At 71.1% G+C, this 23,973-nt stretch carries 22 protein-coding genes, 1 tRNA gene and 2 pseudogenes; 9 read left to right on the forward strand and 16 right to left on the reverse strand.

Features of this window, described 5'->3' with window-relative positions; all coding sequences use genetic code 11:
• Window positions 1-4: 4 nt before the first annotated feature.
• Window positions 5-766 (forward strand): annotated as a pseudogene (locus IEY89_RS19180) (creatininase family protein); the annotation flags it as partial.
• On the opposite strand, the gene IEY89_RS40720 reads toward IEY89_RS19180, so the two are convergent.
• From IEY89_RS40720 to IEY89_RS19205, 6 genes are all read right to left on the reverse strand, one after another.
• Window positions 655-1,962, reverse strand: a complete 1,308-nt coding sequence (locus tag IEY89_RS40720; protein ID WP_229695312.1) for a lysylphosphatidylglycerol synthase transmembrane domain-containing protein — start codon at window positions 1,960-1,962, stop codon at window positions 655-657. The pseudogene IEY89_RS19180 and the gene IEY89_RS40720 overlap by 112 nt on opposite strands.
• Window positions 1,959-2,990, reverse strand: a complete 1,032-nt coding sequence (locus IEY89_RS19185; RefSeq protein WP_229695313.1) for a class I SAM-dependent methyltransferase — start codon at window positions 2,988-2,990, stop codon at window positions 1,959-1,961. Before IEY89_RS19185 ends, IEY89_RS40720 begins: the two co-directional genes overlap by 4 nt.
• Window positions 2,987-3,274: a hypothetical protein gene (locus IEY89_RS19190; protein ID WP_189148671.1), complete on the reverse strand. Its 288-nt coding sequence runs from the start codon at window positions 3,272-3,274 to the stop codon at window positions 2,987-2,989. The genes IEY89_RS19185 and IEY89_RS19190 overlap by 4 nt, the downstream gene beginning before the upstream one ends.
• Window positions 3,271-4,434 carry a glycosyltransferase family 4 protein gene (locus IEY89_RS19195; RefSeq protein WP_189148829.1) on the reverse strand — a complete coding sequence of 388 codons (1,164 nt, stop codon included), beginning with the start codon at window positions 4,432-4,434 and terminating at the stop codon, window positions 3,271-3,273. Before IEY89_RS19195 ends, IEY89_RS19190 begins: the two co-directional genes overlap by 4 nt.
• Window positions 4,435-4,517: 83 nt before the next feature.
• The gene (locus IEY89_RS19200) at window positions 4,518-4,916 is read right to left on the reverse strand and encodes a 6-pyruvoyl trahydropterin synthase family protein (RefSeq protein ID WP_189148672.1); all 399 of its coding nucleotides are present in this window, start codon (window positions 4,914-4,916) and stop codon (window positions 4,518-4,520) included.
• A gap of 140 nt (window positions 4,917-5,056) precedes the next feature.
• On the reverse strand, window positions 5,057-6,040 hold the full coding sequence (locus IEY89_RS19205) for a zinc-dependent alcohol dehydrogenase (protein WP_189148673.1): 984 nt from the start codon (window positions 6,038-6,040) through the stop codon (window positions 5,057-5,059).
• Window positions 6,041-6,146: 106 nt separating this feature from the next.
• Between IEY89_RS19205 and IEY89_RS19210 the strand changes: the two genes are divergently transcribed.
• Window positions 6,147-6,938: a CDP-alcohol phosphatidyltransferase family protein gene (locus IEY89_RS19210; protein ID WP_189148674.1), complete on the forward strand. Its 792-nt coding sequence runs from the start codon at window positions 6,147-6,149 to the stop codon at window positions 6,936-6,938.
• Window positions 6,939-7,346: 408 nt separating this feature from the next.
• Here IEY89_RS19210 and IEY89_RS19215 read toward each other — a convergent pair whose 3' ends face one another.
• The 6 genes from IEY89_RS19215 to IEY89_RS19240 form a co-directional block, all read right to left on the reverse strand.
• Entirely contained in the window at window positions 7,347-8,258 is a 912-nt protein-coding gene (locus tag IEY89_RS19215; RefSeq protein ID WP_189148675.1) for a UTP--glucose-1-phosphate uridylyltransferase, read from the reverse strand.
• Window positions 8,259-8,446: 188 nt separating this feature from the next.
• Window positions 8,447-9,676, reverse strand: a complete 1,230-nt coding sequence (locus IEY89_RS19220) for an MDR family MFS transporter (RefSeq protein ID WP_308437450.1) — start codon at window positions 9,674-9,676, stop codon at window positions 8,447-8,449.
• Window positions 9,673-9,813 (reverse strand): hypothetical protein, encoded by a 141-nt coding sequence (locus tag IEY89_RS19225; RefSeq protein ID WP_189148676.1) that lies wholly within the window; start codon window positions 9,811-9,813, stop codon window positions 9,673-9,675. Before IEY89_RS19225 ends, IEY89_RS19220 begins: the two co-directional genes overlap by 4 nt.
• On the reverse strand, window positions 9,810-11,570 hold the full coding sequence (locus IEY89_RS19230; protein WP_189148677.1) for an ABC transporter permease subunit: 1,761 nt from the start codon (window positions 11,568-11,570) through the stop codon (window positions 9,810-9,812). Before IEY89_RS19230 ends, IEY89_RS19225 begins: the two co-directional genes overlap by 4 nt.
• A 3-nt stretch (window positions 11,571-11,573) precedes the next feature.
• On the reverse strand, window positions 11,574-13,076 hold the full coding sequence (locus tag IEY89_RS19235; RefSeq protein ID WP_189148678.1) for an ABC transporter substrate-binding protein: 1,503 nt from the start codon (window positions 13,074-13,076) through the stop codon (window positions 11,574-11,576).
• A 148-nt stretch (window positions 13,077-13,224) separates the two neighbouring features.
• Window positions 13,225-13,761, reverse strand: coding sequence for a GNAT family N-acetyltransferase (locus IEY89_RS19240; RefSeq protein WP_189148679.1), 537 nt, complete (start codon window positions 13,759-13,761; stop codon window positions 13,225-13,227).
• A 184-nt stretch (window positions 13,762-13,945) separates the two neighbouring features.
• Here IEY89_RS19240 and IEY89_RS19245 point away from each other — a divergent pair, with 184 nt between their 5' ends.
• From IEY89_RS19245 to sthA, 5 genes are all read left to right on the forward strand, one after another.
• A complete protein-coding gene (locus IEY89_RS19245; RefSeq protein WP_189148680.1) occupies window positions 13,946-14,896 on the forward strand; it encodes an ATP-binding protein in 951 nt (316 codons plus the stop codon).
• 68 nt (window positions 14,897-14,964) lie between these two features.
• Window positions 14,965-15,357, forward strand: coding sequence for an SCO5389 family protein (locus IEY89_RS19250; protein ID WP_189148681.1), 393 nt, complete (start codon window positions 14,965-14,967; stop codon window positions 15,355-15,357).
• 311 nt (window positions 15,358-15,668) lie between these two features.
• Window positions 15,669-16,673: an RNA polymerase sigma factor gene (locus IEY89_RS19255; RefSeq protein ID WP_189148682.1), complete on the forward strand. Its 1,005-nt coding sequence runs from the start codon at window positions 15,669-15,671 to the stop codon at window positions 16,671-16,673.
• A gap of 571 nt (window positions 16,674-17,244) precedes the next feature.
• Complete coding sequence (locus IEY89_RS19260; RefSeq protein WP_189148683.1) at window positions 17,245-18,543, forward strand: DUF3533 domain-containing protein; 1,299 nt, start codon at window positions 17,245-17,247, stop codon at window positions 18,541-18,543.
• 136 nt (window positions 18,544-18,679) lie between these two features.
• Entirely contained in the window at window positions 18,680-20,083 is a 1,404-nt protein-coding gene (sthA, locus tag IEY89_RS19265) for a Si-specific NAD(P)(+) transhydrogenase (protein ID WP_229695314.1), read from the forward strand.
• Between the two features lie 32 nt (window positions 20,084-20,115).
• On the opposite strand, the gene IEY89_RS19270 is transcribed toward sthA, so the two are convergent.
• Window positions 20,116-20,301: a DUF397 domain-containing protein gene (locus IEY89_RS19270; protein ID WP_189148684.1), complete on the reverse strand. Its 186-nt coding sequence runs from the start codon at window positions 20,299-20,301 to the stop codon at window positions 20,116-20,118.
• On the reverse strand, window positions 20,298-21,167 hold the full coding sequence (locus IEY89_RS19275) for a helix-turn-helix domain-containing protein (RefSeq protein ID WP_189148685.1): 870 nt from the start codon (window positions 21,165-21,167) through the stop codon (window positions 20,298-20,300). The genes IEY89_RS19270 and IEY89_RS19275 overlap by 4 nt, the downstream gene beginning before the upstream one ends.
• A gap of 285 nt (window positions 21,168-21,452) precedes the next feature.
• Here IEY89_RS19275 and IEY89_RS41680 point away from each other — a divergent pair.
• A pseudogene (locus IEY89_RS41680) lies at window positions 21,453-21,647 on the forward strand (ATP-binding protein); the annotation flags it as partial.
• A gap of 184 nt (window positions 21,648-21,831) precedes the next feature.
• Here the strand turns inward: IEY89_RS41680 and IEY89_RS19285 are convergent.
• Both IEY89_RS19285 and IEY89_RS19290 read right to left on the reverse strand, forming a co-directional pair.
• Window positions 21,832-21,916, reverse strand: a tRNA-Leu gene (locus tag IEY89_RS19285).
• Window positions 21,917-22,053: 137 nt separating this feature from the next.
• Window positions 22,054-22,728, reverse strand: a complete 675-nt coding sequence (locus tag IEY89_RS19290; protein WP_373287264.1) for a GntR family transcriptional regulator — start codon at window positions 22,726-22,728, stop codon at window positions 22,054-22,056.
• 236 nt (window positions 22,729-22,964) lie between these two features.
• On the opposite strand from IEY89_RS19290, the gene IEY89_RS19295 reads away from it, so the two are divergent.
• Entirely contained in the window at window positions 22,965-23,936 is a 972-nt protein-coding gene (locus tag IEY89_RS19295; protein ID WP_189148687.1) for a 2-dehydropantoate 2-reductase, read from the forward strand.
• Window positions 23,937-23,973: the final 37 nt, after the last annotated feature.

Genomic DNA, 23,973 nt, shown 5'->3' on the forward strand with positions numbered 1-23,973 from the left:
GAACATGGATGATTCGGAAATACGGTCGACAGCGTCCGTAGCGATGCCCACTGGCGGCCTGTTGCCGGTGGACACTACGGAAGACGTACGGACACGAGCCGCCGGCGTCTCAACGCAGGTCGCCGTTCTTCCGGTCGGGAGCTTCGAACAACATGGCCCCTTCCTTCCGTTGACGACCGACACCCTGGTCGCCTGTGCGATTGCCCGGGAGATCGCATCCGCATACCCGGTGCACCTCCTTCCGCCGGTGACCATCGCGTGCTCCCATGAGCACGCGGCCTGGCCTGGAACCGTCAGCATCTCCTCCGTGACCCTTCACGCGGTAGTACGGGACATCGCCGATTCGCTGCGCCGCTCGGGCGTGGACGCCCTGGTGGTCGTCAACGGACACGGCGGAAACTACGTACTGGGCAACGTCGTTCAGGAATCCTCCGCACGCGGTGAGCGCATCGCGCTGTTCCCGGCCGGGGAGGACTGGGAGACGGCGCGCGAGCGGGCCGGAGTGGTGACCTCGCTGCTCACCGACATGCACGCGGGGGAAATCGAGACCTCCGTCCTGCTGCACGCTCATCCCGAATTGCTCCGTCCCGGTTATGAGACCGCTGATTTCGTTGCCGACGACCGCCGTCATCTCCTCACCCTCGGCATGGCCGGTTACACCGATTCCGGTGTCATCGGCCGCCCTTCGCTGGGCTCCGCCGAAAAGGGGAAGGCGTTGCTGGCGAGCTTCGCCGAGTCCTTCGGGGCGTATTTCTCGATGCTCACCGATGCCGATGCCGGAGCCGCTACCGGGGCCGGCGACCAGAAGTAGCGGACGACCAGGACGACCGCGCCGGGCAGGGCCGCCACGAAGCTCAGCACGCCGTACACGACGGCGACGCTCAGCCCCATGCTGGCGCCCAGCCCCGCCGCGCCGAACGCCCAGGCGGTGACACCCTCGCGGGGGCCCCAGCCGCCGACGTTCAGCGGCACGCCCATCGCCAGCAGCGCCAGTACGGCCAGCGGCAGCAACTCGGCGACGGAGGCATCGGATCCGGCGACCCGGGCGGCGACCACGAACATCCCGAGGTGGCCGGAGAGAACGACCACGGACGAGAGTGCCACTCCCGGCAGGTTCTCCCGGGAGAGCAGGGCGGAGCGGGCCTCGGTGAGCACGGCGCGCAGGGCCCGGGCCCGGCGGGCCGCGCTGCTCGGGGCGCGGTTCATCCGGACGGCGACGACGACCGCGACGGCGCCCACGGCGGCGAAGGCCACCATCGGGGCGACCCGGCGGGCCTCGGCCAGTACCGGCGAAGGCTGGGTGAGCAGCACCACTCCGCCGACGACGATCAGCGCGACCTGTCCGGCGGCCCGTTCGAGAACCACAGCACGGACTCCGCGCCCCATGTCCCCGGCGCTCTGCCCGTGCCGCACAGCACGGTGCACGTCCCCGAGGACGCCGCCGGGGAGGGCCGCGTTCAGGAACAGCGAGCGGTAGTAGTCGCCGATCGCGGGCACGAGGGGCAGTCTGATCCCCAGGCCTCGGGCGACCAGCGCCCAGCGCCAGGCGCTGAACACGGTGGTGAGCAGTCCGATCCCGAGGCCGACGAGCAGTACCGGTACGTCGATCCGGCGCAGCCCGTCCAGGAAGACACCGGTGCCGAGGCGCCAGAGCAGCACGCCGAGAATCGTTACTCCGGCGAGGGTCCCGAGGTGGGGGCGGACAGCTTTGGCGGCTCGGCGCAGACGGCTCGGGGCGGGTGCCTGAGGAGCGGCGTCCCGGGGCCCGACGAAGCCGATCACTCCGGCGCGGCCTGCCGAGGAGCCCGCCGTGGGACAGGCGGTTCGCCGGCCGCGGGCGAGTGGGAGCCGGTCGCGCCCCGCGGCGGAGCCGCCGATCGGCACGGCCCCGCGCCCCTGGCGGGGCGCCGGCGGGCACCCGCCCGCAACGGCCTCCGCCGCCTCCACCGTCTGCACGCTCATGACGTCGTCCCGCCCGTGTGCCTGGGGAGGGAAAGGAGGTCGCTGTGGTGGACCTCGACCCGCAGTTCTCCGGCCGCGCAGGCCTCCAGTCGCTCGGCGAGGTACGCGTCGGCGCGGGACCTCAGTGCGGGGCGTTCCTCCACCGCCGCCGCGACCCAGCCACGCAGCCACTCCGCGGTGAGCGGGGCCTCCACGGGGCCGAGGTGCCAGGCGCTCGGGTGGACACGGACCGTCGCGCCCCGCTGGTCGAAGGCCTCGCAGGCCGCCGTGACCGCGTCGGGGCCGAGCAGGCCCGCCCGCCGCTGGTGGGTGTTGAACGCCTCGGCGATGTCCCCGTCCAGCGGGTCGGGGGTGCCGAACTCGACGCGTCCGGCCACGGAGAGGGTCAGCAGGGCCGGGCAGCCGGCGCCCGCGCAGGCCGTGGCGAGGGCGTCGACCTCCTCACGGGTGAGGACGTCCAGCAGGGCGGAGGCGGTGACCAGCGAGGCGCCGGCCAGCGCGTCGGAGGTCAGCCGGGCGACATCGCCGCGCCGTGTCTCGACCGTCACGTGGCTGCCGTCGGCGGCTGCGCGCGGCGAGGCCACGGCGGCGAAGTGCAGCAGGTAGGGGTCGCGGTCGTGCAGGACCCAGTGCTGGGCGCCGTCGAGCCGGGGCGCGAGCCAGCGGCCCATGGAGCCGGTGCCGCAGCCCAGGTCGTGGATGACGTGCCCGCCCGGCGTTCCGGGCAGTTCGGCCAGCCGCCCGCGCAACGGGACGAGGAGTTCGACGGCGCGCGCGGCGGCGTCGGGGCCCTCGCGCAGCTCCAGCCAGTCGGGCGCGTACCGGGGCGGGTCGTCGGGCCCGGCCTCCCGCAGCCTGACCGTGCCGCGCTCTCCCGGGCCGACCGGCCCGGCGCCGGGCTTCACGTCCCGGTGCGTCGGCTGGGCCGGAATCCCGGCGGCGGGATCGGTATTCGTGTCCACCGGAGTCACCGGTCCCCGTCGTTGTATGTCCGACGCCGCCGGAGTCGTGACCGTCGTCTTCTTCATGCCGCGCTCCTTGCTCCACGGGGAGTCCGCCCCAGCGCACCTACGAGGCTCCGCAGCGCGGCCACCCGGCGTCCCCGGGCGGCGACCAGCTCGTTGTCGGCGTCCATGGGCGCCGTGAGCCCGGCCGAGGCCGTCATCGTCGTCACCTTGGTCGTGCCGCCTTCCGAGGTTCCCGGGGCAATCGGCCCCCGCACGCCGACGGCACTGCGCAGCGCAGCCGCCCGGAGCCCCCGGGCGGAGACCGGCCCGATGTCGGCGCCCGTCATCGTCGTCGCCGTCCTCATGCCGCCCTCCGGGGTTCCCAGGGAATCCGGCCCAGTACACCGGCCAGGTTCCGCGCCGTCGCCGCCCAGCCGTCCAGGGCTGCCCGGCGGCCTCGCGCCGCCGCCTTCAGGCGTCGGCGGACATCCGCCTCGCCGAACCAGCCGCGCAGTTCCGCCGCGAGCGCCGCCGGGTTCTCGGGCGGTACGAGGATGCCGGGGACGCCGCCGTCGGGCGCGCGCCCGACCGCCTCGGGCAGGCCGCCGACGTCCGTGGCGAGCACCGGGATGCCGCGCGCGAGTGCCTCGGTGACCGCCATGCCGTACGTCTCCGCGTAGGAGGTGAGGACCATCAGGTCGGCGGCGGCATAGCTGGCGTCGAGCTGGGCGCCCGCCTGGGGGCCGGCCAGGTGCAGCCGGTCCTCCAGACCGTGCCTGGCGATCAGGGCGCGCAGGTCGGCGACGTACTCGGGGTCCTGTTCGAGCCCGCCGACGCAGACGCAGCTCCACGGCAGGTCGGTCACCGCGGCCAGCGCCTCCACCAGGCGGTGCTGGCCCTTGCGCGGGGTGACGGCAGCCACGCACAGGAGGCGGGAGACGCCGTCGGTGCCGGAGGCGAGGGGCGCGATGTCGGCGCCGGGGGCCGCCATGTGCACGCGGTCCGGGGCGAGTCCGTGGTGGGAGACGAGGCGTCGCACGGCCCAGTCACTGGTCGCGATCACCGACGGCACCGCCCGCAGGGTGGTCCGCTCCAGGGCGTCCAGCTCGGCCGCGACGGCCGGGTCGAGGCCCGTCTCGTCGCCCAGCGGGAGATGCACCAGCACGGCGAGGCGCAGCCGTTCGGCCTCCGGGACGATGATCTCGGGGACCCCGCAGGCCACCAGGCCGTCGAGCAGGACGACCGTGCCGTCCGGCAGCTCGCTCAGCGTCCGCGCCAGTTCCGCGCGGGCGTCCGCGCCGGGCCGGGGCCAGTCACCGGCGACGGCGTGCTTGTGGACCTGCCAGCCGAAGCCGGGCAGGTCGAGGCTGATCCGCCGGTCGTAGGCGTTGCCGCCGCTCGGCTTGGCCGGGTCGTCGACACCGCCCGGCATCACGAAGTGCACGGAGCGCAGGGACATGGGGATGATCGCCGCGTTCTTGAGGGCCGCGTTCTGCACGGGCACGTAGGTGAGGGTCGTCTGCACGTGAGCCTGTACCTGTACCTGGGCCGGGGCTGCCGAAGTGGCCGCCGGGGAGAGGGGAACCGCTCGGTCGAGGGTCGTGTCGGTCACAGGGCACGCTCGTAGCTGGCCCAGGCGACGTGCGACTCGTGCAGCGTGACGGTGAGGCCCGCCAGGCCTCGCGCGCCCTCACCCAGGGCGCCCTTCTCGATCCGCGCGGCGAGCCGGTCGGCGATTTCCTTGGCCAGGAACTCCGTGGAGGTGTTGATCCCGGCGAAGTCGGGCTCGTTGTCGAGGTTGCGGTAGTTCAACTCGCTCACCACGGCCCCGAGCTCCTGGGTGGCCAGACCGATGTCGACGACGATGTTGTCGTCGTCCAGCTGTTCACGGCGGAACGTGGCGTCGACGAGGAACGTCGCTCCGTGCAGGCGCTGGGCGGGTCCGAAGACCTCTCCGCTGAAGCTGTGGGCGATCATGATGTGATCGCGGACGGTGATGCTGAACAACGGACGACCCTCCAGGTGCGGCGCGTCTTGCCCCGAGCTGATCGCTGCCGGGGCATGCCGAGTAGTACGGCTACCCACGGCAGCTTGTTCAACGACTTGTTCATGTGCCCGAACCACTTTTCGGAGGGTGGGCGACCCCGTCAGCCGATGTCCGGATAGCGGACGCGATGGCAGAGCGCCGGCAGCTCCCCGGAGGCGAGCCTCGGCAGCACGTCCGGGAGTTCCTCGAAGGCGCACTCACCGGTGATCAGGGCGTCGAGCGCCGGATCGGCCAGCAGTTCGAGGGCCAGCGCGAGCCGGTCGGCGTAGGTGCGGCCGGGCCGCGCGGCCGGGGACACGGTCCCCACCTGGCTGCTGCGGACGGTGAGCCGCCGGGAGTGGAACGCCTCACCCAACGGCAGGCTGACGCGCCGGTCGCCGTACCAGCTCAGCTCGATGACCGTGCCCTCGGCGGTGAGGAGTTCGAGCGAGCGGGCGAGTCCCGCCTCCGTGGCGCTGGCGTGGACGACCAGGTCGCACTCCCCCAGGGCGTCCCCCGGCAGCGCGAAGTCGACGCCGAGCGCCTCCGCGGTCTTCGCCCGCCCGGGATCGGCGTCCACCAACTGGACGCGCACCCCCGGGAACCGGGCGATCAGGGCGGCCACCGACGAGCCGATCATCCCACCGCCGACCACCGCGATCCGGTCGCCGGCCAGCGGCGACGCGTCCCAGAGGGCGTTCACGGCGGTCTCCACGGTCCCGGCGAGCACCGCGCGCTCGGCAGGCACCCCGTCCGGCACCGGTGTCACCGCGTCCACCGGAACCACGTAACGCGTCTGGTGCGGGTAGAGGCAGAAGACCGTACGGCCCACCAGCGCGTCCGGGCCCTCCTCCACCACACCGACGTTGAGGTAGCCGTACTTGACCGGACCGGGGAAGTCGCCCTCCTGGAACGGCGCCCGCATGGCGGCGTACTGGCTGACCGGGACGCCGCCGCGGAAGACGAGTGTCTCCGTGCCGCGGCTCACCCCCGAAAACAGGGTGCGGACCAGTACCTCGCCCTCACCGGGCGCCGTCAGTCCGACGTCACGGATCTCTCCGTGGTCCGGCGAACCGAGCCAGAACGCACGTGCGGCGCGCTTCATCGGAGTCCTCCTGAACGCTTGGGAAGTTGTTCACGTACTGCGGGGTGCACAGTCCGCGCACAGTACGCGGCATGATCCACTCTGTACATACGGCGGAGGACTCGCGGTGGCCCTGAACAACACGTACGAAGCGAGGCTGGTTCAGCAGGAAACCGCCCTGGGTGCGGGCCTGCAGGTCCTGCTGCTGGCCCTGCTCGGCTCCGCGATCGGTCTGGGCCCGGCGGGCTGGCTGACCGGGCTGGCGTTCGCGATCGCCACCTGGGCCGTGCTGTCGCGCGCGCTGCACCGGTCCGGGTCGAAGTCGTTCGGCCCGGCCAACCGTGTCACCCTCGGCCGGGCGACCCTGGTCGGCGGGGTGACGGCGCTGGTCGCGGACTCCTTCGTGAGCTCGCCGCCCATCACGCTGTTCGTCGGACTGGCGGCCGTGGCCCTGATCCTCGACGGCGTGGACGGCAAGGTCGCCCGGCGCACCGGCACCTGCTCGAAGCTGGGCGCTCGTTTCGACATGGAGGTCGACGCGTTCCTCATCCTGGTGCTCAGCGTGTACGTGTCGATGTCGCTGGGCCCGTGGGTCCTGCTGATCGGCGGTATGCGCTACGCCTTCGTCGCCGCCGCCCGCGCCCTGCCCTGGCTGAACGCCCCGCTCCCCCCGAGCACCGCCCGCAAGACCGTGGCCGCCCTCCAGGGCATCCTGCTCCTGCTCGCCGCCTCCGGGTACCTGCCCCTCGCGGCGACACAGGCGGTGGCCGCGCTGGCCCTGGGCACGCTGGTCTGGTCGTTCGGGCGGGACATCCTGTGGCTGTACCGGACGTCCCGTCCGCGCACGGCGCCCGTCGCGTCGCTCGCCTCGGTGGAACAGCAGCTGCGCGCGCTGGTGCCCGAGTCCGTGTCCCGCTGAGGCACGGTCCGCGCGACAGGGCGCGGACCGCACGTACGGCAACTGCCGCGATTCCCGCGACCACTGCAACTACTGTTCTACGAACGTGAAGTCCGGGTCCTGACCAGCGCGGACGCCGCCGCTGCCAGCCCCAGCACCCCATGATCAGCCCGGCGATCCCAGCCCGCGAGCCGTCGAGTCACTGGCCGAGTCCGAGGCCCGACCGGCGCCGCTCTTCGCGGAGGCCACCGCCGAGGAACTCGCGACAGCCCCCTCACCCGGACCCTGGCCCGCCGGACCCTTGTCCGTCGCTGCCGCCGTCGACTTCAGCGCCGCCCGCCGTCATCCAGCCCGTCCGGCGCTCGAGGAACAGCGCGTTCAGCGCGACCGGGGATCTGGGGGCGGAGCCCCCAGGAAGGGACCGGGGGGTCACTGGGCCCCGCCGGTCTCCTCGTCCTCCAGCTCCTTCGCCATGCGGCGCAGGTGCGGCCCGTACTCCGGGTCGTTGAGCGCCGCCGCGAACTGGGCGGTGAGGTAGGCGAGCGGGTTGCCCGTGTCGTACCAGCGGCCGTGGATCACCTGGCCGTAGACGGCCCGGCTGCCGGCGTAGGCGTTGATGGCGTCGGTGAGGTACACCTCGCCGGTGCGGTGGTCGTACCAGCGCTTGGTCTGGTCGCGCAGTTCGTCGATGATGCCGGGCGTGATGACGTAGCCGCCGATGGCCGCGTACGCGGAGGGCGCGTCCTGCGGGCGGGGCTTCTCGACCAGGCCGGTGATGCGGAGCAGACCGTCGTCGAGGTCCTCCTTGACGACGGGGACGCCGTAGCGCTGCGAGTCGCCCGGGTCCATCGGCATCAGCGCGAGGACCGGGGAGTTGGTCGCCTCGTACGCCTTGATCAGCTGCTGGGCGCGCGGGACCTCGGCGACGAACACGTCGTCGGGCCACAGCACGAGAATCGGCTCGTCGCCGAAGTTGCGGGCGGCGTTGAGGACCGGCGTGCCGTTGCCGTACGGGCCGTGCTGGTCGAGGTAGGTGATGTGGCCCAGCCGGGACAGTTCACCTACCTCCTCGACGGCGTCGGCGTAGGCGGCCTTGCCGTCGGCGCGCAGCTGGTCGACCAGTGCGGGGTTGGGCCGGAAGTGGTCCTGGATCAGGCCCTTCCCGCCGGACACCACGATGGTGATGTCGGTGATGCCGGAGGCCACGAGCTCCCGGACGGTGTGCTCGATGACGGGCTTGTCACCGACGGGCAGCATCTCCTTCGGTGTCGCCTTGGTGAGCGGCAGCAGCCGGGACCCCAGTCCGGCTGCGGGAATGACTGCCCTGCGAATCGTGGCCATAGGCCCCCCTGTACGAATGCGCGTACGCGTTTCAGCGGTCGTTGTGCACGGTCGTGCTCGGTGGTGCTGCTCAGTGGTGCTGGTGGGTGCTCACCCGTGCCTGTCGGCGCGGGTGGTGTGACGCTACCAATTCGGCATGCCCCACCGCCGTGCCGCCCGGCCCTCCGGGGTGCTCCCCCGGCCACACGTCAGGACCGGCGCGGCAGCACGGCGATCGCTCCGAGAGGCACAGCGGCCAGTATCAGCCAGGGCACCACCGCGGGCAGGCCGGTGTCGAGAAGAGTGCCGGTCAGCGAGCTGCCGACCAGCACGATCAGGCCGGATACCGACGAAAGGGCGCCGGTGTAGAGGCCGAGCCGGCCCTCCTCGGCGAGGTCGGGCACCCAGGCGCGGGCCACCGGGGCGACCAGCATCTGGCCGAAGGTGAGCAGTACGACGAAGCCGGCCGCGGGCAGCAGCCCGGCCGTGCCGGTCCACCCTGCGGGCCTGGCCAGCGCCACCACCGCGAACCCGGCGGAGATCAGCAGCATGCCGACGACCATCGAGCGGCGCAGGGCGAGCCGGTCGCCGACCCAGCGGGTGACCGGCAGTTGGGCGGTCACCACGAGCAGCGAGGACAGGGCGAACAGCCAGGCCAGCGCGGTCTGCGAGCCGGTCGCGCGCTCCACCTCGGCGGGCAGCGCCAGATACAGCTGGTTGTACGCGAGCAGATAGGCGCCGTACGCGGAACAGAGTGCCAGAAATCGACGGTTGCGCAGCAATGTGCGCACGCCCCCTTTCGCGGCTATGCGCTCCCGGCCGGGTATGTGCTGCGGGAGGAGCCAGGCGTGCCCGGCGAGGACGAGGACGAAGATTCCGGCGCCCGCGAGGCACACCAGCCGGAAGTCGACGGACAGCAGCAGACCGCCGAGGAGCGGCCCGACGAAGGCGCCCGCCTGTCCGGCGACGGTGAACAGCGCGAGGACCCGGGTGCGCGAGCCCTTGCCCTCCTCCTCCCAGACCACTGCCTGCCGGGCCACCTCGGACTCGACGGCGGGCGAGAACAGCGCGGCGGCGAAACCGATGAGGAGGACGGAACCGATGACCGTCGCGGTGGAGCCGGCGTAGCCGAGCCAGGCGAAGCCCGCGATGCGCAGGGCGCAGCCCGCGAGCACCACCGGCCGGATGCCGTACCGGTCGGCGAGCGCGCCGCCGACGACGAACAGCCCCTGCTGGCTGAACGTGCGCAGCCCGAGGACGAACCCGACGAGCCACCCGGCCATGCCGATCGCCTGTCCCAGATGCTCGGAGAGGAAGGGCAGGACAGCGAAGAAGCCGACGTTGAAGGCGAGTTGGGTCAGGATGAGCAGTCGCAGCAGCGGCGAGAGGCGCGTCCGGGTGGGGGCCTTGCCCTCGACGGCGATTGCGGGCGCGGTCACAGGAAGGCCAACTCTCGCGTTTCCGGATGCGGTTGGGTCACTCGCACCGTCTCCCGCCGCTGCTGCGTCTTGGGCAGCGGCGACAGGCGCATCAAGGCGGGCGCCTTGTCCTTGGCGACGGCGGCAGGGGTGGTCATTGGAAGGCCAGCTCTCGCGTTTCCGGAAGCGGTTGGGGCGCCCGCACCGCCTTCCGGGGGCGTCGGACCGTGAGGCCCGCCGCGGTCACGGCCAGGGCGCCGAGCAGGGCGAGCACGGCGGCGGGGGCGAGGACCGCCCAGGGGGCCCGTTCGGCGTACGGCTGGTTCTCGGCGAGGAGCAACCCCCATTCCGGGGAGGGCGGTTGGGCGCCGAGACCGAGGAAGCCGAGGGCCGCCAGGGCGAGGGCGACATTGGGCAGCCGCAGCAGGGCGTGCCGGGTGACCGGGGGCAGCGCGGCGGGCAGGAGCTCATGGCGCAGGACGTACCAGCGGTCGGCGCCGAGGCCTCGGGTGGCCGTGACATGCAGGGTGGCCCGTTCCTGGCTCAGCAGGGCGGCGGTGTGCGCGGCCAGGGGCGCCCAGGCGACGGCGGTCACGGCGAGCGCGGGGGTGGCGCCGCCGCTCCCCACGACCGCCGTGACCAGCAGCGCGGCGAGTACGGGCGGTATCGCGTTGACGGTGTCGACGAGCGGTCCGGACAGCCGGGGCACCAGCCCGAGCACCAGGCCGATCAGCAGGGCGGCGGCGCTGATCGCGGTGGCGAGCAGCAGCGTGTCGAGAGCGCCGTGCCCGACGCGGGCGAGAACGTCGCGGCCGAGCGCGTCCGTGCCGAACGGGTGCGCCCAGGAGGGAGGTTGGAGCCGGGCCCGGGTGTCCAGCGCGAGCGGATCGCGCGGCAGCCCGAGGGCGACGACACCGAGCAGCACACCGGCGTACAACAGGGGCGGGGTGCGGCGGGCGGGCGGCGCGGGCCGGTGCAGGGAGGAGAGGCCTCCGTCGCGCAGGGCGGGGCCGATGAGCAGCCGGGCCGTGACCCGGGTCGCGACCGCCGCGAGGGCCGCGAGCAGGACGAGTGCGAGGGTGCTCGCCTGGAGGACGGGCAGGTCCTGGGCGATGGCGGCCTGGAGGGCGGTGCGGCCGAGGCCCGGGATGTCGAAGATCTGCTCGACGGCGACCGAGCCGCCGGTGAGTCCGACGACGAACAGCCCGGCGTTCGGCAGCAGTGGGGGCAGACAGCGCCGCACGGCCTGGCTCGCGATGCGCCGGGCCGGGATGCCTCGTGCGGCGGCGGCCAGCGCCCAGGGCTCGGCGAAGGCGCCGGGCAGCAGATCGTCGAGGAGCCGCCCGAGCAGCGCACCGGCGGGCAGGCCGAGGGCGAGGCCGGGCAGGATCGTCCACTGGAGTCCGTACCAGCCGAGGGCGGGCAGCCACCCGAGCTGGACGCCGACGACGGTGGCCAGCACGGACGCGGTGAGGAACTCGGGCAGCGCGGCGACCATCGCGGACCCGCTGCCGCCCCCGCGCCGCCGCCCGCCGTCGCACAACGTGCGGGCGCACACCAGGGCGGCGACGAACAGGGCGATGGTCAGCGCCACGGCCATGAGCAGCAGCGAGGCGCCGAGCGCCCGCAGGACATCGGGCATGACCTCGGACCCGGAGATCCAGGACCGCCCGGCGTCGCCGCGCGGCAGCCCGCTGAGCCAGTCCCCGAGCAGCCGCAACGGCCCGGCGTCGAGGCCGAGTCGCGCCCGGATGTCGGCCAGCACGGCCGGGGTGGCCTCGCGCTCCGCCGAACGTGCCTTGAGCACGGTGAACGCCGGGTCGGTGCGGGTCAGCCAGGGCAGCAGACCGATCCCGCAGACGAGGACCGCGGCGAGCAGAGCACGCCACAGGAGCGTGCCCACACGTCCCCGCACAGGTCAGCGCCGCGTTCCGGTACCGACCAGCGTGCGCTCGTACGGATCGAGGAGCACGCCCCGTACGTCGGCGTCGACGCCGGTGATGATCCGCTGGTGGGCCAGCGGGACGACGGCGTCGTCGCCGAGGATCAGGGCTTCGGCCGTCATGGCCGCGTCCTGGCGCTCGGCGGTGTCCGCGATGCCCTCGGCCTTGGCGACGGCCTGGTCGACCTTCTTGTCGCAGAGCAGGGAGAGGTTGTAGCCACCGTCGCAGGTGTAGTCGCTGGCGAGGACCGAGACGGGGTCACCGGAGTCGAGCATGGTGTTGCGGGCGGCGACAAGGGCGTCGAACTTACCGGCCAGCGCGTCGCTTTCGATGCGCGAGTACTCCCGCACCTCCAGTTTCACCTTGAACCCGGCCTTCTCCAGCTGTTGCTTCAACACCTGGGCGGCTTCCGGGAGTTCGGGCCGGTTGTCGTACGTGGCGAGGGTGATGGAAGCGCCCTTGGGCGCAGCAGCCTTCGCCCGCCCGGTGGGCTGGACACGCTTGCCCTCGGCCCAGCTGAGCGCCGGGCCGTAGATGCCCTGGCCGGCGTCGGCGTGGCCTTCGTAGACACCGTCGGCGATCGCGGAGGTGTCCACGGCGGCGCGGGCGGCGGCCCGGAGCTTCGCGTCCTTGAACACGCCGGTTTTGGTGTTGAGGTGCAGGAAGGCGGTGCGGGCCGTGGCGGTCTCGCGGCGGGTCGCCTTGTCGAGGGAGGCGGCCTGGGCGACGGGAATCGACTCCGCGATGTCGACCTGTCCGGTACGCAGGGCGTTGGCGCGGGCGGTGCCGTCGGCGATGAACCGCGCGTCGATCCCGGCCGCCTGGGCGCGTCCGCCCCAGTAGTCGTCGAACCGGTCGAGGGTCGCCGCGGTGGACCCGGTGGTCTTCGTCAGCTCGAAGGGCCCGGTGGCGGTGCCGACCGGGTCGACGGCACCTTTCTTCGCGAACGCCTTGGGCGCGAGCACGGCGAGGCCGGGGCTGGACAGACGCAGCGGGAGCACGGGGTCGGGCTCGGCGGTGGTGACGGATATACGTCCGTCACCGGCGGCCTTCGCGGTGAGGGTCACGCCGGTGAGCGCGGCGGGCTCGGGCTCTGCCTGGGTGGCCCGGGTGAGGGCGGCGGCGACGGTGGCCGCGGTGACGTCGGTGCCGTCCTGGAAGGCGGCCTCGCGCAGGGTGAACAGCCAGGTGCGGTCGTCCTTGCGGGTCCAGGACTCGGCGAGCGCGGGAGCGGCGGAGCCGTTGGCGTCCAGGGCGGTCAGGCCCTCGGTGACGCCGAGGCGGCTGAGGATGGTGGCGTCGGCACCGTACGGCGAGAGGTTCTCGGTCGGCGGGAAGGCGAGCGCGACCCGCAGCCGGGAGCCGGATCCGGCGTCCGACGAGGAGTCGCTGTCGTCGCCGCCGGAGGCGAAGCAGCCGGTGAGCAGCGGGGAGAGCAGCAGTCCGACGAGCAGTCGGCGACGGCGGGGGGTGCGCATGGTCCTCGGTTCCGTAAAGGTCTACACAGGGGGTTTCACACAGGGACGGGCAGCACGAAGGAGCCGTCCGGGGACGGGTCGGCCGCACAGAAACGGCAGCCTAGCTGATAATCATTTCCAATAGCTAGCCCGACCCCGCCACCGACGATCACCGCGCCAACGGAACCTCGAAGTGCACGACAGCCTGCCCGCCGCCCGCGTCCTCGCGCTCGTCGTGCACGACCTTGCCCAGCGACCGCCAGAAGCCCTCGGCGCCGGGCACCGTCGGGTCCGTGTGTAGATACACGGCGCGATAACCGCCGTCGGCCGCCGCGAAGGCCAGCAGTTCGGCCACCAGCCGCCGGGCCAGACCGCGCCTGCGGTGTTCCGGACGGACGTAGACCCGACGCAACTGCGCGGTGACACCCGAGGGATAACTCTCGGCGAGCCGGCGCGGGTTCGGCGGATGAAGGGGACCGCGCGAGTCGAGGGCGGCGGTGGCCGCGACGCTCGCGTCGCGTTCGTCGACGGCGACCAGGAGGGTGTGGCGGGCGGGCGCGAGATAGGCGGACGCCGGGTCGACGATGTCGCCGTGCCAGCGCGGCACATAACCCGTTCCGAAGTCGCGGTAGACGGTGTCGAGCATGACGGCTCGCGCGCCGTCGAGATCGTCGGGGGTCGCCGTCCTGATGCAGTAATCATGCACCTGCACATCATATGCATTTAAGTTGATCCAACAAACGATCGCCAACTCCAGGCAGTCGCTGCCTAGTTGAGGGTGAGGCGATTTGACAGATCCCCGGGCGCCGCATAAAAACTTGCCACATGACATTCATTTTCAAAATGACGGGCGCGGTGCCGGCCACCGCAGAACGAGGAGCGGCCCGGTAATGCGCGTCGCGTTCGTCGGCAAGGGCGGCAGCGGCAAGACCACGCTGTCCGCACTGTTCTCCCGCCATCTCGCACGCTCCGGCGCGCCCGTGGTCGCCATCGACGGCGACATCAACCAGCACCTGGCCGAGGCGCTCGACCCGGTCGGCGGCGAGGCGTTCGCCGCGCCGCCGCTCAGCGCCCACCTCGGCGACATCAAGGACTACCTGCGCGGCACCAACCCACGCATCGAGTCGCGCGAGGCCATGGTCAAGACGACCCCGGCCGGCCGGGGCTCACGGCTGCTGCGCCCGCTCGGCGACGACGAGATCCATACCCGGCACGTCGAACGGGTGGGCGGCGTACCGCTGATGGCGACCGGCGCCTTCGAGGAGAGCGACCTGGGAGTGGCCTGCTACCACTCCAAGCTGGGCGCGGTGGAGTTGTACCTCAACCATCTCGTCGACGGCCCCGGTGAGTACGTCGTCGTCGACATGACCGCCGGCGCGGACGCCTTCGCCTCCGGGCTGTTCACCCGGTTCGACATGACGTTCCTGGTGGCCGAACCGACGCGCAAGGGCGTCTCCGTATACCGCCAGTACCGCGATCACGCCCGCGAGTTCGGGATTCCGCTCGCGGTGATCGGCAACAAGGTGACCGGCGAGGACGACCTGCTCTTCCTCAAGGAGGAGACCGGCGACGACCTGCTCACCCACCTCGTCCAGTCCAGTTGGGTGCGTGCCGCCGAACAGGGCCGCGACCAGGGCGAACTGGAGCCGCAGAACCTGCACGCGCTGAACCAGCTCCGGGACGCGGTCGACGCCCGCCCCAAGGACTGGGCCGCCTTCCAGCGGCACGCCGTCGAGTTCCATCTGCGCAACGCCCGCGCCTGGGCGGACAGGGCGACGGGCCTGGACCTGGCCGAGCAGGTGGACCCCGAGTTCATGCACGGGCCCGCCGCACTCACCTGATCCCACCGCGTTCGTACCACCCGTGAGAACGCAAGAAATTCAAAGAAGAAGAACAGGACACCCCATTCATGTCGCTCGACGTCTCCCCCCAACTCCTCGCCGAAGCCGAGCAGGGTGACATCCGTGAGGACGACTTCGTCGAAACCGTCCGCACCTCTCTCCCGTACGCCTACCGGCTCATCGCCGACCTCGCGTCCGAACTCCAGGGCGGCACCGCCGAGTTCGCCGACAACCAGACCCCGCCGCCCTCCGAGAAGGAGCGCGGCCAACTGCTGCGGGCGCTGGCCAGCGACGCGATCCGGGGGAGCCTGGAGCGGCACTTCGGCATCGCGCTCGCCTTCCAGAACTGCCACCGGGTCGCGGCCTTCCACCCCGGGGCGCGGAGCGGCGCGACCTACGCCCGCTTCACCTCGCTGCGCTCGCAGGTCCTCAACCAGTCGCCGGAGTTCCGCGACTGCTGACACGCCGGCGGCCCGCCGCACCTGATGGCAATTCCCCGGGGGCAGGGAAGGGGAAATGGGGAATCTCCGGGGAATTGACAAGGGCGCATATCCGTGGCCCGAATTCCGGCCCTGCCGAATTCGATAACGATTCGGAGACCCCACGGCCCCCTGTACCCTAGGGTCGAACGGGTGATCGATATCAGCCCGGGGGGGGGCGGGTCCGACGGTGGCCTGGTGTCTGCCCAGGAGACCCCGGAACACGTGACGGCGGTGCCTCGTTCTCCTACAGGGACGTTCCTGCGTGCACTCCTGGAGAGGAAGTGAGCACGATGGCGACCGATACCGAGGTGACCGATGTGTTCGACCCGGCCACCGAGGACGAGAGCGACGCTCCCCTCCCCCGGCTGGCCACCGCGGGAGGGTCGGTCGACCAGGTGCGGGACTACCTCCGGCTCATCGCCCGGGTCCGGCTCCTCAGCGCCGCGCAGGAGGTCGACCTCGCGAAACGGATCGAGGCCGGGCTGTACGCCGAGCACAAACTGCTGGAAGACCCTCCCGAGGACCCCGTTTCCCAGCGGGAGTTGGAGATCCTCACGGCGGACGGCGAGCGCGCCAAGTCCCACCTCATCGAGGCGAACCTCCGCCTGGTCGTGTCCGTCGCCAAGCGTTACACGGGCCGCGGACTGCTGTTCCTGGACCTGGTCCAGGAGGGCAACACCGGCCTGATCCGGGCCGTCGAGAAGTTCGACTACACAAAGGGCTTCAAGTTCTCGACGTACGCGACCTGGTGGATCCGGCAGGCGATCTCTCGCGCGCTGGCGGACCAGGGCCGGACCATCCGCATCCCCGTGCATCTGGTGGAGGTCATCAACCGGGTGGCCCGCACCCGCCGCGAGCTGATCCAGGACTCCGGGACGGAACCCACGCCGGAGGAACTGGCGGAGAAGGCGGGCGTCCCCGTGGAGCGACTGCCGGAACTCACCGCCTACACCAGGGAACCCGTCTCGCTGCACACCGCCCTGGGCGAGGACGGTGACGGCGAACTCGGCGACCTGATCGAGGACCGGGACAGCGTCACCCCCATGGACATGGTCACCTTCCTGCTGCTCCAGGAGACCATCCAGTCCATCCTCGCGGAGATGACCCCCCGGGAGGCCGGCATCATCTCCCTGCGCTACGGCCTGTCCGGCGGCCGGACCAGAACCCTGGAGGAGATCGGCCAGGTGTACGGCGTGACGCGCGAACGCATCCGCCAGATCGAGTCCAAGACGATGTCCAAACTGCGCCACCCGTCCCGCGCCCAGGTGCTCCGGGACTATCTCGACGCCATGTGACCCGATCCTGCCCCCGGTCAGAGGCGGTCAGGCGGTGGCGAGTGCTGTACGGAGGATGCTCATCGCCCGGCCGATGGCGGCTTCGGCTTCGGCTTCGGCTTCGGCTTCGGCGGCATGGGGCCCGCGCAGGGCGCTGCGCCTCACGACATCGTGCGCGCCCGCCGGCCGGTATCGGACGGCGGCGACGGGCAAGGCAAGTCTGCCCCGCGAAGCGCGAACAGGCGCGCGCGGTGCCTCTGGCGGTCCCTCGGCGGATCCCGCGACCCGATGGCGGTCCCTCAGCGATCACGCAAGGCCATGGGCCCGACCCCCGAGCAGAACGCGCCGGCCCAGCAGCACCTCCGGCTGCTCACGGCCGACGGGAGGGCCAACCGACGTCGGCCCTCCGGGCTTGGGCCCTGTCTCACGTGACGTTTACCCGGGGGCCGTAGTCTCCGGCCCGGCGAGTCGCTGACGTGGCCGTGCCGCCGTACCCAGGATCCTGGGCCGACGGGCGGCGACTTCCGCTCCACGCCGATACGACGACCGTCACCCGCACGGTCTTGAACCGCTCCAGAACCACCGGAGAACCATGGCAACCGACGACAGCGCGCCCGAATCCCCGGCCCCCACCCCCGGCGCTCGGGCGCGGGCCACCGCTCTGCTGGGCCGGCCCGGACTGTGGCTGCTGCCCACCGTCCTGACCGGGCTGCTCGCGCTCCTGCTGTCGCTGCTCTACATGGGCGGCATCGTGAGCCCCAACCGGGACCTGCACAACCTGCCCATCGGCATCGTCAACGCGGACCGGGGCGCGCCCCTGCCCGGGCAGCAGGAGAACCTGGGTGTACAGATCACCAAGGCGATCACCACCGACACCTCCGGCGGCGACAAGGCCGAATGGCGTGAACTCAGCCTCGCCCGGGCCCAGGACGAGTTGGACTCGGGCAGGCTCTACGGCGTGCTGGTCGTACCCGACGGTTTCACCGCCTCGGTCGCCGCGCTGACCGGCACGAGCGCCACCGCCCGTCCGGCACTGACCGTGCTGACCAACCCCGGCAAGGGCAGCCTCGGTTCCTCCCTCGCCGGTCAGATCACCACGCAGGCCGCGCACCAGGCCTCGCAGACCATCGGCGAGCAGCTGACGGCGAGCGCGAAGGGGGCGAACGCCACGACGAAGCTGCTGCTGGCCGACCCCGTCACGGTCACCACCCAGGTCGGCCACCCGATCGGCACCCACAGCGGTCTGGGCCTGAGCACCTTCTACTACACGCTGCTGCTCGTGCTGGCCGGGTTCCTGGGCGCCAACGTCATCAGCAACGGAGTGGACACCTCCCTCGGTTACGCCGACAACGAGATCGGTCCCTGGCACACGCGCCGGCCGACCGTGCCCATCAGCCGTACCCAGACCCTGCTGCTCAAGATGGGCATGACCGCCGGGATCACGCTCCTGAGCGTCTCCCTGATCATGGTCGCCACCGTCGGCATCCTCGACATGGACGCCGATCACCTGCCCCTGCTGTGGCTGTACTCGTACTGCGCCACCCTGGCGGTCGGCCTCGGCGTGCAGGCCATCAACGCGGCCTTCGGCGGGATCGGGCAGCTCGTGTCGATGTTCGTGTTCATCGTCCTGGGACTGCCGTCGTCCGGGGCCACGGTCCCGCTCCAGGCGGTGCCGGACTTCTACCGCTTCCTGTCCGTGTTCGAGCCCATGCGTCAACTCGGTGACGGGGCGCGCGCGATCCTCTACTTCGACGCCCGCGGGGACGCGGGACTGACCCGCGCCTGGATCATGATCGCGGTCGGCGCCGCGCTCGCGCTGCTCTTCGGCTTCGCGATGGCCCGCTACTACGACCGCAAGGGCCTCGAACGCCTCACTCCGCACCCTTCCTGAGCCGAAACCCGGGACAGTCGGGGGGGAACGGTTGGGGGGACGGAGCGGCGATGTTGAGGTCGAGCGGCGGTCTTGAGGTCAACGGTTGCCCGTTCACCCTTTCGGGCGGCGGCCTCCGGCTGACACACTCACCAGGGTGCCCGACTTCGACATGCTTGTCATAGGATCCGGCCCTGGCGGCCAGAAGGCTGCCATCGCGGCGGCCAAGCTCGGCCGCCGGGTCGCCGTCATCGACCTCCCCGACATGGTCGGCGGGGTCTCCATCCACACCGGCACCATCCCCTCCAAGACGTTGCGCGAGGCGGTGCTCTACCTCACCGGCCTCACCCAGCGCGATCTGTACGGCCAGAGCTACCGCCTCAAGGAGGACATCACCGTCGCCGACCTGACCGCGCGCACCGAGCACGTGGTCAGTCGCGAGGTCGACGTCATCCGCAGCCAACTTTCCCGCAACCACGTCTCCCTGTTCGCCGGCACCGGCCGGTTCGTCGACGACCACACCGTGGCCGTGCGCGAAGTGAACGGCAACGAACGGCTGTTGACCGCCGAGCACATCGTCATCGCCACCGGGACCCGGCCGGCCCGACCGGACACCGTCGAGTTCGACGAGCGCACGATCATGGACTCCGACAACGTGCTCAACCTCGAAGGCGTGCCGCGTTCCATGGTCATCGTCGGGGCCGGGGTGATCGGCATGGAGTACGCCTCGATGTTCGCGGCGCTCGGCAGCAAGATCACGGTCGTCGAGAAGCGGCCCGGGATGCTCGACTTCTGCGACCTCGAAGTGATCGAGTCGCTGAAGTACCACCTGCGGGACCTGGCCGTCACCTTCCGCTTCGGGGAGACGGTCGCGGCGGTGGAACGCCACGCCCGAGGCACGCTCACCGTCCTGGAGAGCGGCAAGAAGATCCCCGCGGACGCGGTGATGTACTCGGCGGGCCGACAGGGCCTCACCGACGAACTCGACCTCGACAAGGCCGGGTTGTCCGCCGACCGGCGTGGCCGGATCACGGTGGACGAGCACTACCGCACCGAGGTGCCGCACATCTACGCCGTCGGCGACGTCATCGGCTTCCCGGCCCTCGCCGCGACCTCCATGGAACAGGGCCGCGCAGCGGCGTACCACGCGTGCGGCGAACCGGTCGACGGGATGCACAACCTCCAGCCCATCGGCATCTACACCATCCCCGAGATCAGCTTCATCGGCCGCACCGAGGACCAACTCACCGAGGAGAGCATCCCGTTCGAGGTGGGCATCTCCCGCTACCGCGAACTGGCCCGGGGCCAGATCATCGGCGACTCCCACGGCATGCTCAAACTGCTGGTCTGCCCGGAGACCCGCAAACTCCTCGGCGTCCACTGCTTCGGCACGGGAGCGACCGAGCTGATCCACATCGGCCAGTCCGTGATGGGCTGTGACGGCACGGTCGACTACCTCGTCAACGCGGTCTTCAACTACCCGACGCTCGCCGAGTCCTACAAGGTCGCGGCTCTGGACGCGACGAACAAGTTGCGCCAGATCGACCGGTTGCGGGACTGAGTCACGCCGCACGGCTGGGCCCGCCCGTGGGCTCAGCCGTGCGCGGCGTACCGTACGAAGGAGGTCCAGCCATCACGGCCGACCGCGAAGTGAGGGCGCGTCACGTCCTTGGAGTCCCGTACGCAGATGGCCTGTTCGGTGAGGGCAACCTCTACGCAGTCGTCGCCCTGGGTGCCGCTGTAGCTGGACTTGAACCAGGCGAGTTCCGTCGTGCTCATAGCTCTCCTCGCATTCTCTCCAACAGTCCCCGCGAGTCTTGGGGGTTCAGGGCCTGCGAACGCAGTGTGTCATAGCCCTGGTAGAGGAGGCTCACCTCTTTCGTGCCGCTGATCAGGCGTCCGTTCTGCTGTCCTTCCGAGTACGCGAGCCGCCGACGCTCGGGCGTCTCCAACAGCCGCACAGGACCATCCAGACACGCATGGAACTCGGCATCCAGCGGCATGACTTGAAGCGTCACGTTGCGCGGAGCACTCAACTCCAGCACATGGTCGAGCAGGCCCCTCGTCACGTCTGTGCCACCCAGCCGACGTCGGAAGAGGTGTTCCTCCACGATGAAGCTGAACGGGACGTTGGGCCTCTCGCGCAGCAGCTTCTGGCGTTCCAGTCGAGCAACGACCTGGTCCTCCAACTGCTCGTCCGACAACGGCGGAATGCTGTTGCCGAACACGGCCCGCGCATACCCCTCCGACTGCAGGAGTCCCGGCACCAACCGGCACTCATATGTGCACAGGCTGACCGCGACCCGCTCCAGCCGGGCCCATCGCCGGAACCAAGCCGCCAGCCCCGCCTCCCCCCGCGTAAGGAACTTCGCCGACTTCCGCAACGCCCCGGTGTTCCCCGTGGCGTCCTCCGCCAGTTCCACGAACGACTCGTCCGCCATGCGGCGTCCCAACTCCACCGACTCCACCGTGTGTTTGGAGAACCGGACCAGCTCCCCGAACTCGACCCTGCTGTACCCTGCGTGTTCGCGCAGGGCCTGGACGACGGCCCCGAACGTCCGCAGACTGTCGGAGGGGTCGGGTTCCCGCTCCACATCACCGGCATTCAGCTCATCGCCGTCCATGCTCTCCGTACCGTCCGTCATGCGCGGCCACCTCCAGGTGCGTACGTGCGTTGATCCCCGCGATCGACTCACCCAAAGTGACGGAAAGATCGGCGTACCGTCTACAGAATGTCCCCGTACGCTGACGCACCGTACGGACCGAACCCCTGGAACACACCCCCGCGCGCCCGACACGGTTGCCCCATGAACGCCCCCACGCCCCAAACCCCCGTTACCGTACACACGTTCACCCAGCGCCTCTCCTCCACGCGCCGCGGCGGCCGCCTCGCCCGGCTCCTCGCCGTGGAGCGGCTCCAGGCGTGGCAGATGTCACCCGCCGTAACCGAACGCGCCGAACAGATCGTCGCCGAATTCGCCGCCAACGCGGCCTTGCACGGCCGTGTCCAGGGCCGCGACTTCCAGGTCGCCCTGACGCTCGACGCGGCCACCGGAACCGTACGCATCGCGGCCACCGACGCACGCGGCGAGCAACTCCCCCTGTTGTGCAGGGACTTCGAGACATCGGTGGACAGTGAGTCGGGCAGGGGCCTGCTCATGGTCGCCGCCCTCGCCGATCGCTGGGGCACGGAGCCGTATCCGTCGGGCGGGAAGACGATCTGGGCGGAAGTGGGCCCCTGGCGGCACAACGACAAAACACCCGCTCCCGGCCGTGAGCCGGAGGCGGGTGCCTCACTGTGTGACTGTGTGTCCGAGGGGGGACTTGAACCCCCACGCCCGATAAAGGGCACTAGCACCTCAAGCTAGCGCGTCTGCCATTCCGCCACCCGGACCAGGTGTCTGCCGCAGCTCGGGGTGTTCCCCGGCGGCGGCATGACCAACAATACCAAGCTTTCGGACTGGCTTTCACCTGCATATCTCTCACCCCGGAGCGACCGGACGGCTACAGGGAGGGGACCGCGTCGCGCGGCTACTTCTCCCGCTCGTGGTACATCTTCCGCGTGTGTTCCGTGTGGGCCCGCATGATCTCGGTCGCGCGCCGCTCGTCGCGGTCCGCGATCGCCGCGATCAGTTCGCGGTGCTCGATCCAGGACTGCCGTCCGCGCTGCCGGGCGACCGGCGTGTAGTACCAGCGGACCCGGCGGTCGACCTGTGCCGCCAGTTCGGCGAGGACCGTGTTGCCGGCCAACTCCATGATCTTCGCGTGGAGCCGGGCGTTCAGGGCGACCGTGGCGTCCACGTCGTCGGCGGCGACCGCGCGCTCACCCTCGTCGCACAGCTCCTCGAGCACGGCGATGGCCGGGGCACTCGCGTTCGCGGCGGCGAGCCGGGCGGCCTCGGCCTCCAGCAGTGTGCGGACGGTGAGGAGCTGATCCGCCTCCGCCTCCGTCGGCTCGTGCACGAAGGCGCCCTGCGCGGGCCGAAGATCTACCCACCCGTCCGTGTTCAGCCGCTGCAACGCCTCGCGGACCGGCTGCCGGGAGACCCCGAGGTGACCGGCGAGTTCACTCTCGACGAGATGCTGCCCGGGCTGCAGGGCACGCGTGGTGATCAGTTCGAGCAGTGCCTCGTAGACACGGTCGCGCAGCGGGCCGGGGCGTTCGAGCTTGGGCACCGCACCCTGCGGCAGTCCTGTCGTCGACAACATTCCGGCCCCTCCTCTGCAGCACCGCCGCTACCTGTGAGAGCCCAGTATGAATTGGCTTTCGCCTACAGTCTACGGCGCACAAACACCCGGAAACCGGAGCTCACGCGGCACGGGTGGCCGTCCGGGCGCCGCCCCAAACCCTTGCTGCCACCATCTCCATCCTGTAGACAATATTTCGTAGACAGTTTTCGACAGTTCCGCGGTACACCCTCGACCGAACGGAGCGCCACCCAGTGAAAGTCGCCATCCTCGGCGCCGGAGCCATCGGCGCCTATGTCGGTGCCGCCCTGCACCAAGCAGGCGCCGACGTCCACCTCGTCGCCCGTGGACCGCACCTCGCGGCCATGAGGCAACACGGCGTACGCGTCCTCAGCCCCCGCGGTGACTTCACCGCCCACGCCCACGCCACCGACAACCCGGCCGACATCGGCCCCGTCGACTACGTCTTCCTCGGCCTCAAGGCAAACTCGTACGCGGCGTGCGGGCCGCTCATCGAGCCTCTGCTCCACGAGTCCACCGCGGTCATCGCCGCCCAGAACGGCATCCCGTGGTGGTACTTCCACCACCACGGCGGACCCCACGACGGCCACCGCATCGAGAGTGTGGACCCCGGCGGCGCGGTCAGCGCGGTACTCGCGCCGGAGCGGGCCATCGGCTGCGTGGTGTACGCGGCCACCGAACTGGAAGGGCCGGGCGTCGTCAGGCACCTGGAGGGCACCCGGTTCTCCATCGGCGAACCGGACCGCTCCCTTTCCCCGCGCTGTCACGCCTTCAGCGAGGCCATGCAGGCCGGCGAGCTGAAATGCCCCGTCGAGCCCGACCTGCGCAACGACATCTGGCTCAAGCTTCTCGGCAACATCTCCTTCAACCCCATCAGCGCCCTCGCCCGCGCCACGATGCGCCAGATGTGTCATCACGGCGGCACCCGTCAGGTCATCCACACCATGATGGAAGAGACCCTCGCCGTCGCCGAGGCCCTCAACTGCCACATCGGCATCTCCATCGAACGCCGCCTGGCCGGCGCCGAACGCGTGGGCGACCACCGCACCTCCACCCTCCAGGACCTCGAACGCGGCAAACCCCTCGAACTCGACGTCCTCCTGACCGCCGTCATCGAACTCGCCGACATCACCGGCGTCGAGGTCCCCACCCTGCGGACCGTCCACGCCATCAGCGACCTCCTCTCCCTGGGGACCGCCGCATGATGCCGAGGTAGTCGAGCCCCGGCGCCGCACGACACGG

The organism is Streptomyces lacrimifluminis (assembly GCF_014646095.1).
GTDB classification, from domain to species: domain Bacteria; phylum Actinomycetota; class Actinomycetes; order Streptomycetales; family Streptomycetaceae; genus Streptomyces; species Streptomyces lacrimifluminis.

Coding starts and splice junctions, on each gene's coding strand:
- IEY89_RS40720 (WP_229695312.1), bottom strand. CDS start 1,962: ATGAGCGTGCAGACGGTGGAGGCGGCGGAGGCCGTTGCGGGCGGGTGC.
- IEY89_RS19185 (WP_229695313.1), bottom strand. CDS start 2,990: ATGAAGAAGACGACGGTCACGACTCCGGCGGCGTCGGACATACAACGA.
- IEY89_RS19190 (WP_189148671.1), bottom strand. CDS start 3,274: ATGAGGACGGCGACGACGATGACGGGCGCCGACATCGGGCCGGTCTCC.
- IEY89_RS19205 (WP_189148673.1), bottom strand. CDS start 6,040: ATGAAGCGCGCCGCACGTGCGTTCTGGCTCGGTTCGCCGGACCACGGA.
- IEY89_RS19215 (WP_189148675.1), bottom strand. CDS start 8,258: ATGGCCACGATTCGCAGGGCAGTCATTCCCGCAGCCGGACTGGGGTCC.
- IEY89_RS19225 (WP_189148676.1), bottom strand. CDS start 9,813: ATGACCACCCCTGCCGCCGTCGCCAAGGACAAGGCGCCCGCCTTGATG.
- IEY89_RS19235 (WP_189148678.1), bottom strand. CDS start 13,076: ATGCGCACCCCCCGCCGTCGCCGACTGCTCGTCGGACTGCTGCTCTCC.
- IEY89_RS19245 (WP_189148680.1), top strand. CDS start 13,946: ATGCGCGTCGCGTTCGTCGGCAAGGGCGGCAGCGGCAAGACCACGCTG.
- IEY89_RS19250 (WP_189148681.1), top strand. CDS start 14,965: ATGTCGCTCGACGTCTCCCCCCAACTCCTCGCCGAAGCCGAGCAGGGT.
- IEY89_RS19255 (WP_189148682.1), top strand. CDS start 15,669: ATGGCGACCGATACCGAGGTGACCGATGTGTTCGACCCGGCCACCGAG.
- IEY89_RS19260 (WP_189148683.1), top strand. CDS start 17,245: ATGGCAACCGACGACAGCGCGCCCGAATCCCCGGCCCCCACCCCCGGC.
- IEY89_RS19270 (WP_189148684.1), bottom strand. CDS start 20,301: ATGAGCACGACGGAACTCGCCTGGTTCAAGTCCAGCTACAGCGGCACC.
- IEY89_RS19275 (WP_189148685.1), bottom strand. CDS start 21,167: ATGACGGACGGTACGGAGAGCATGGACGGCGATGAGCTGAATGCCGGT.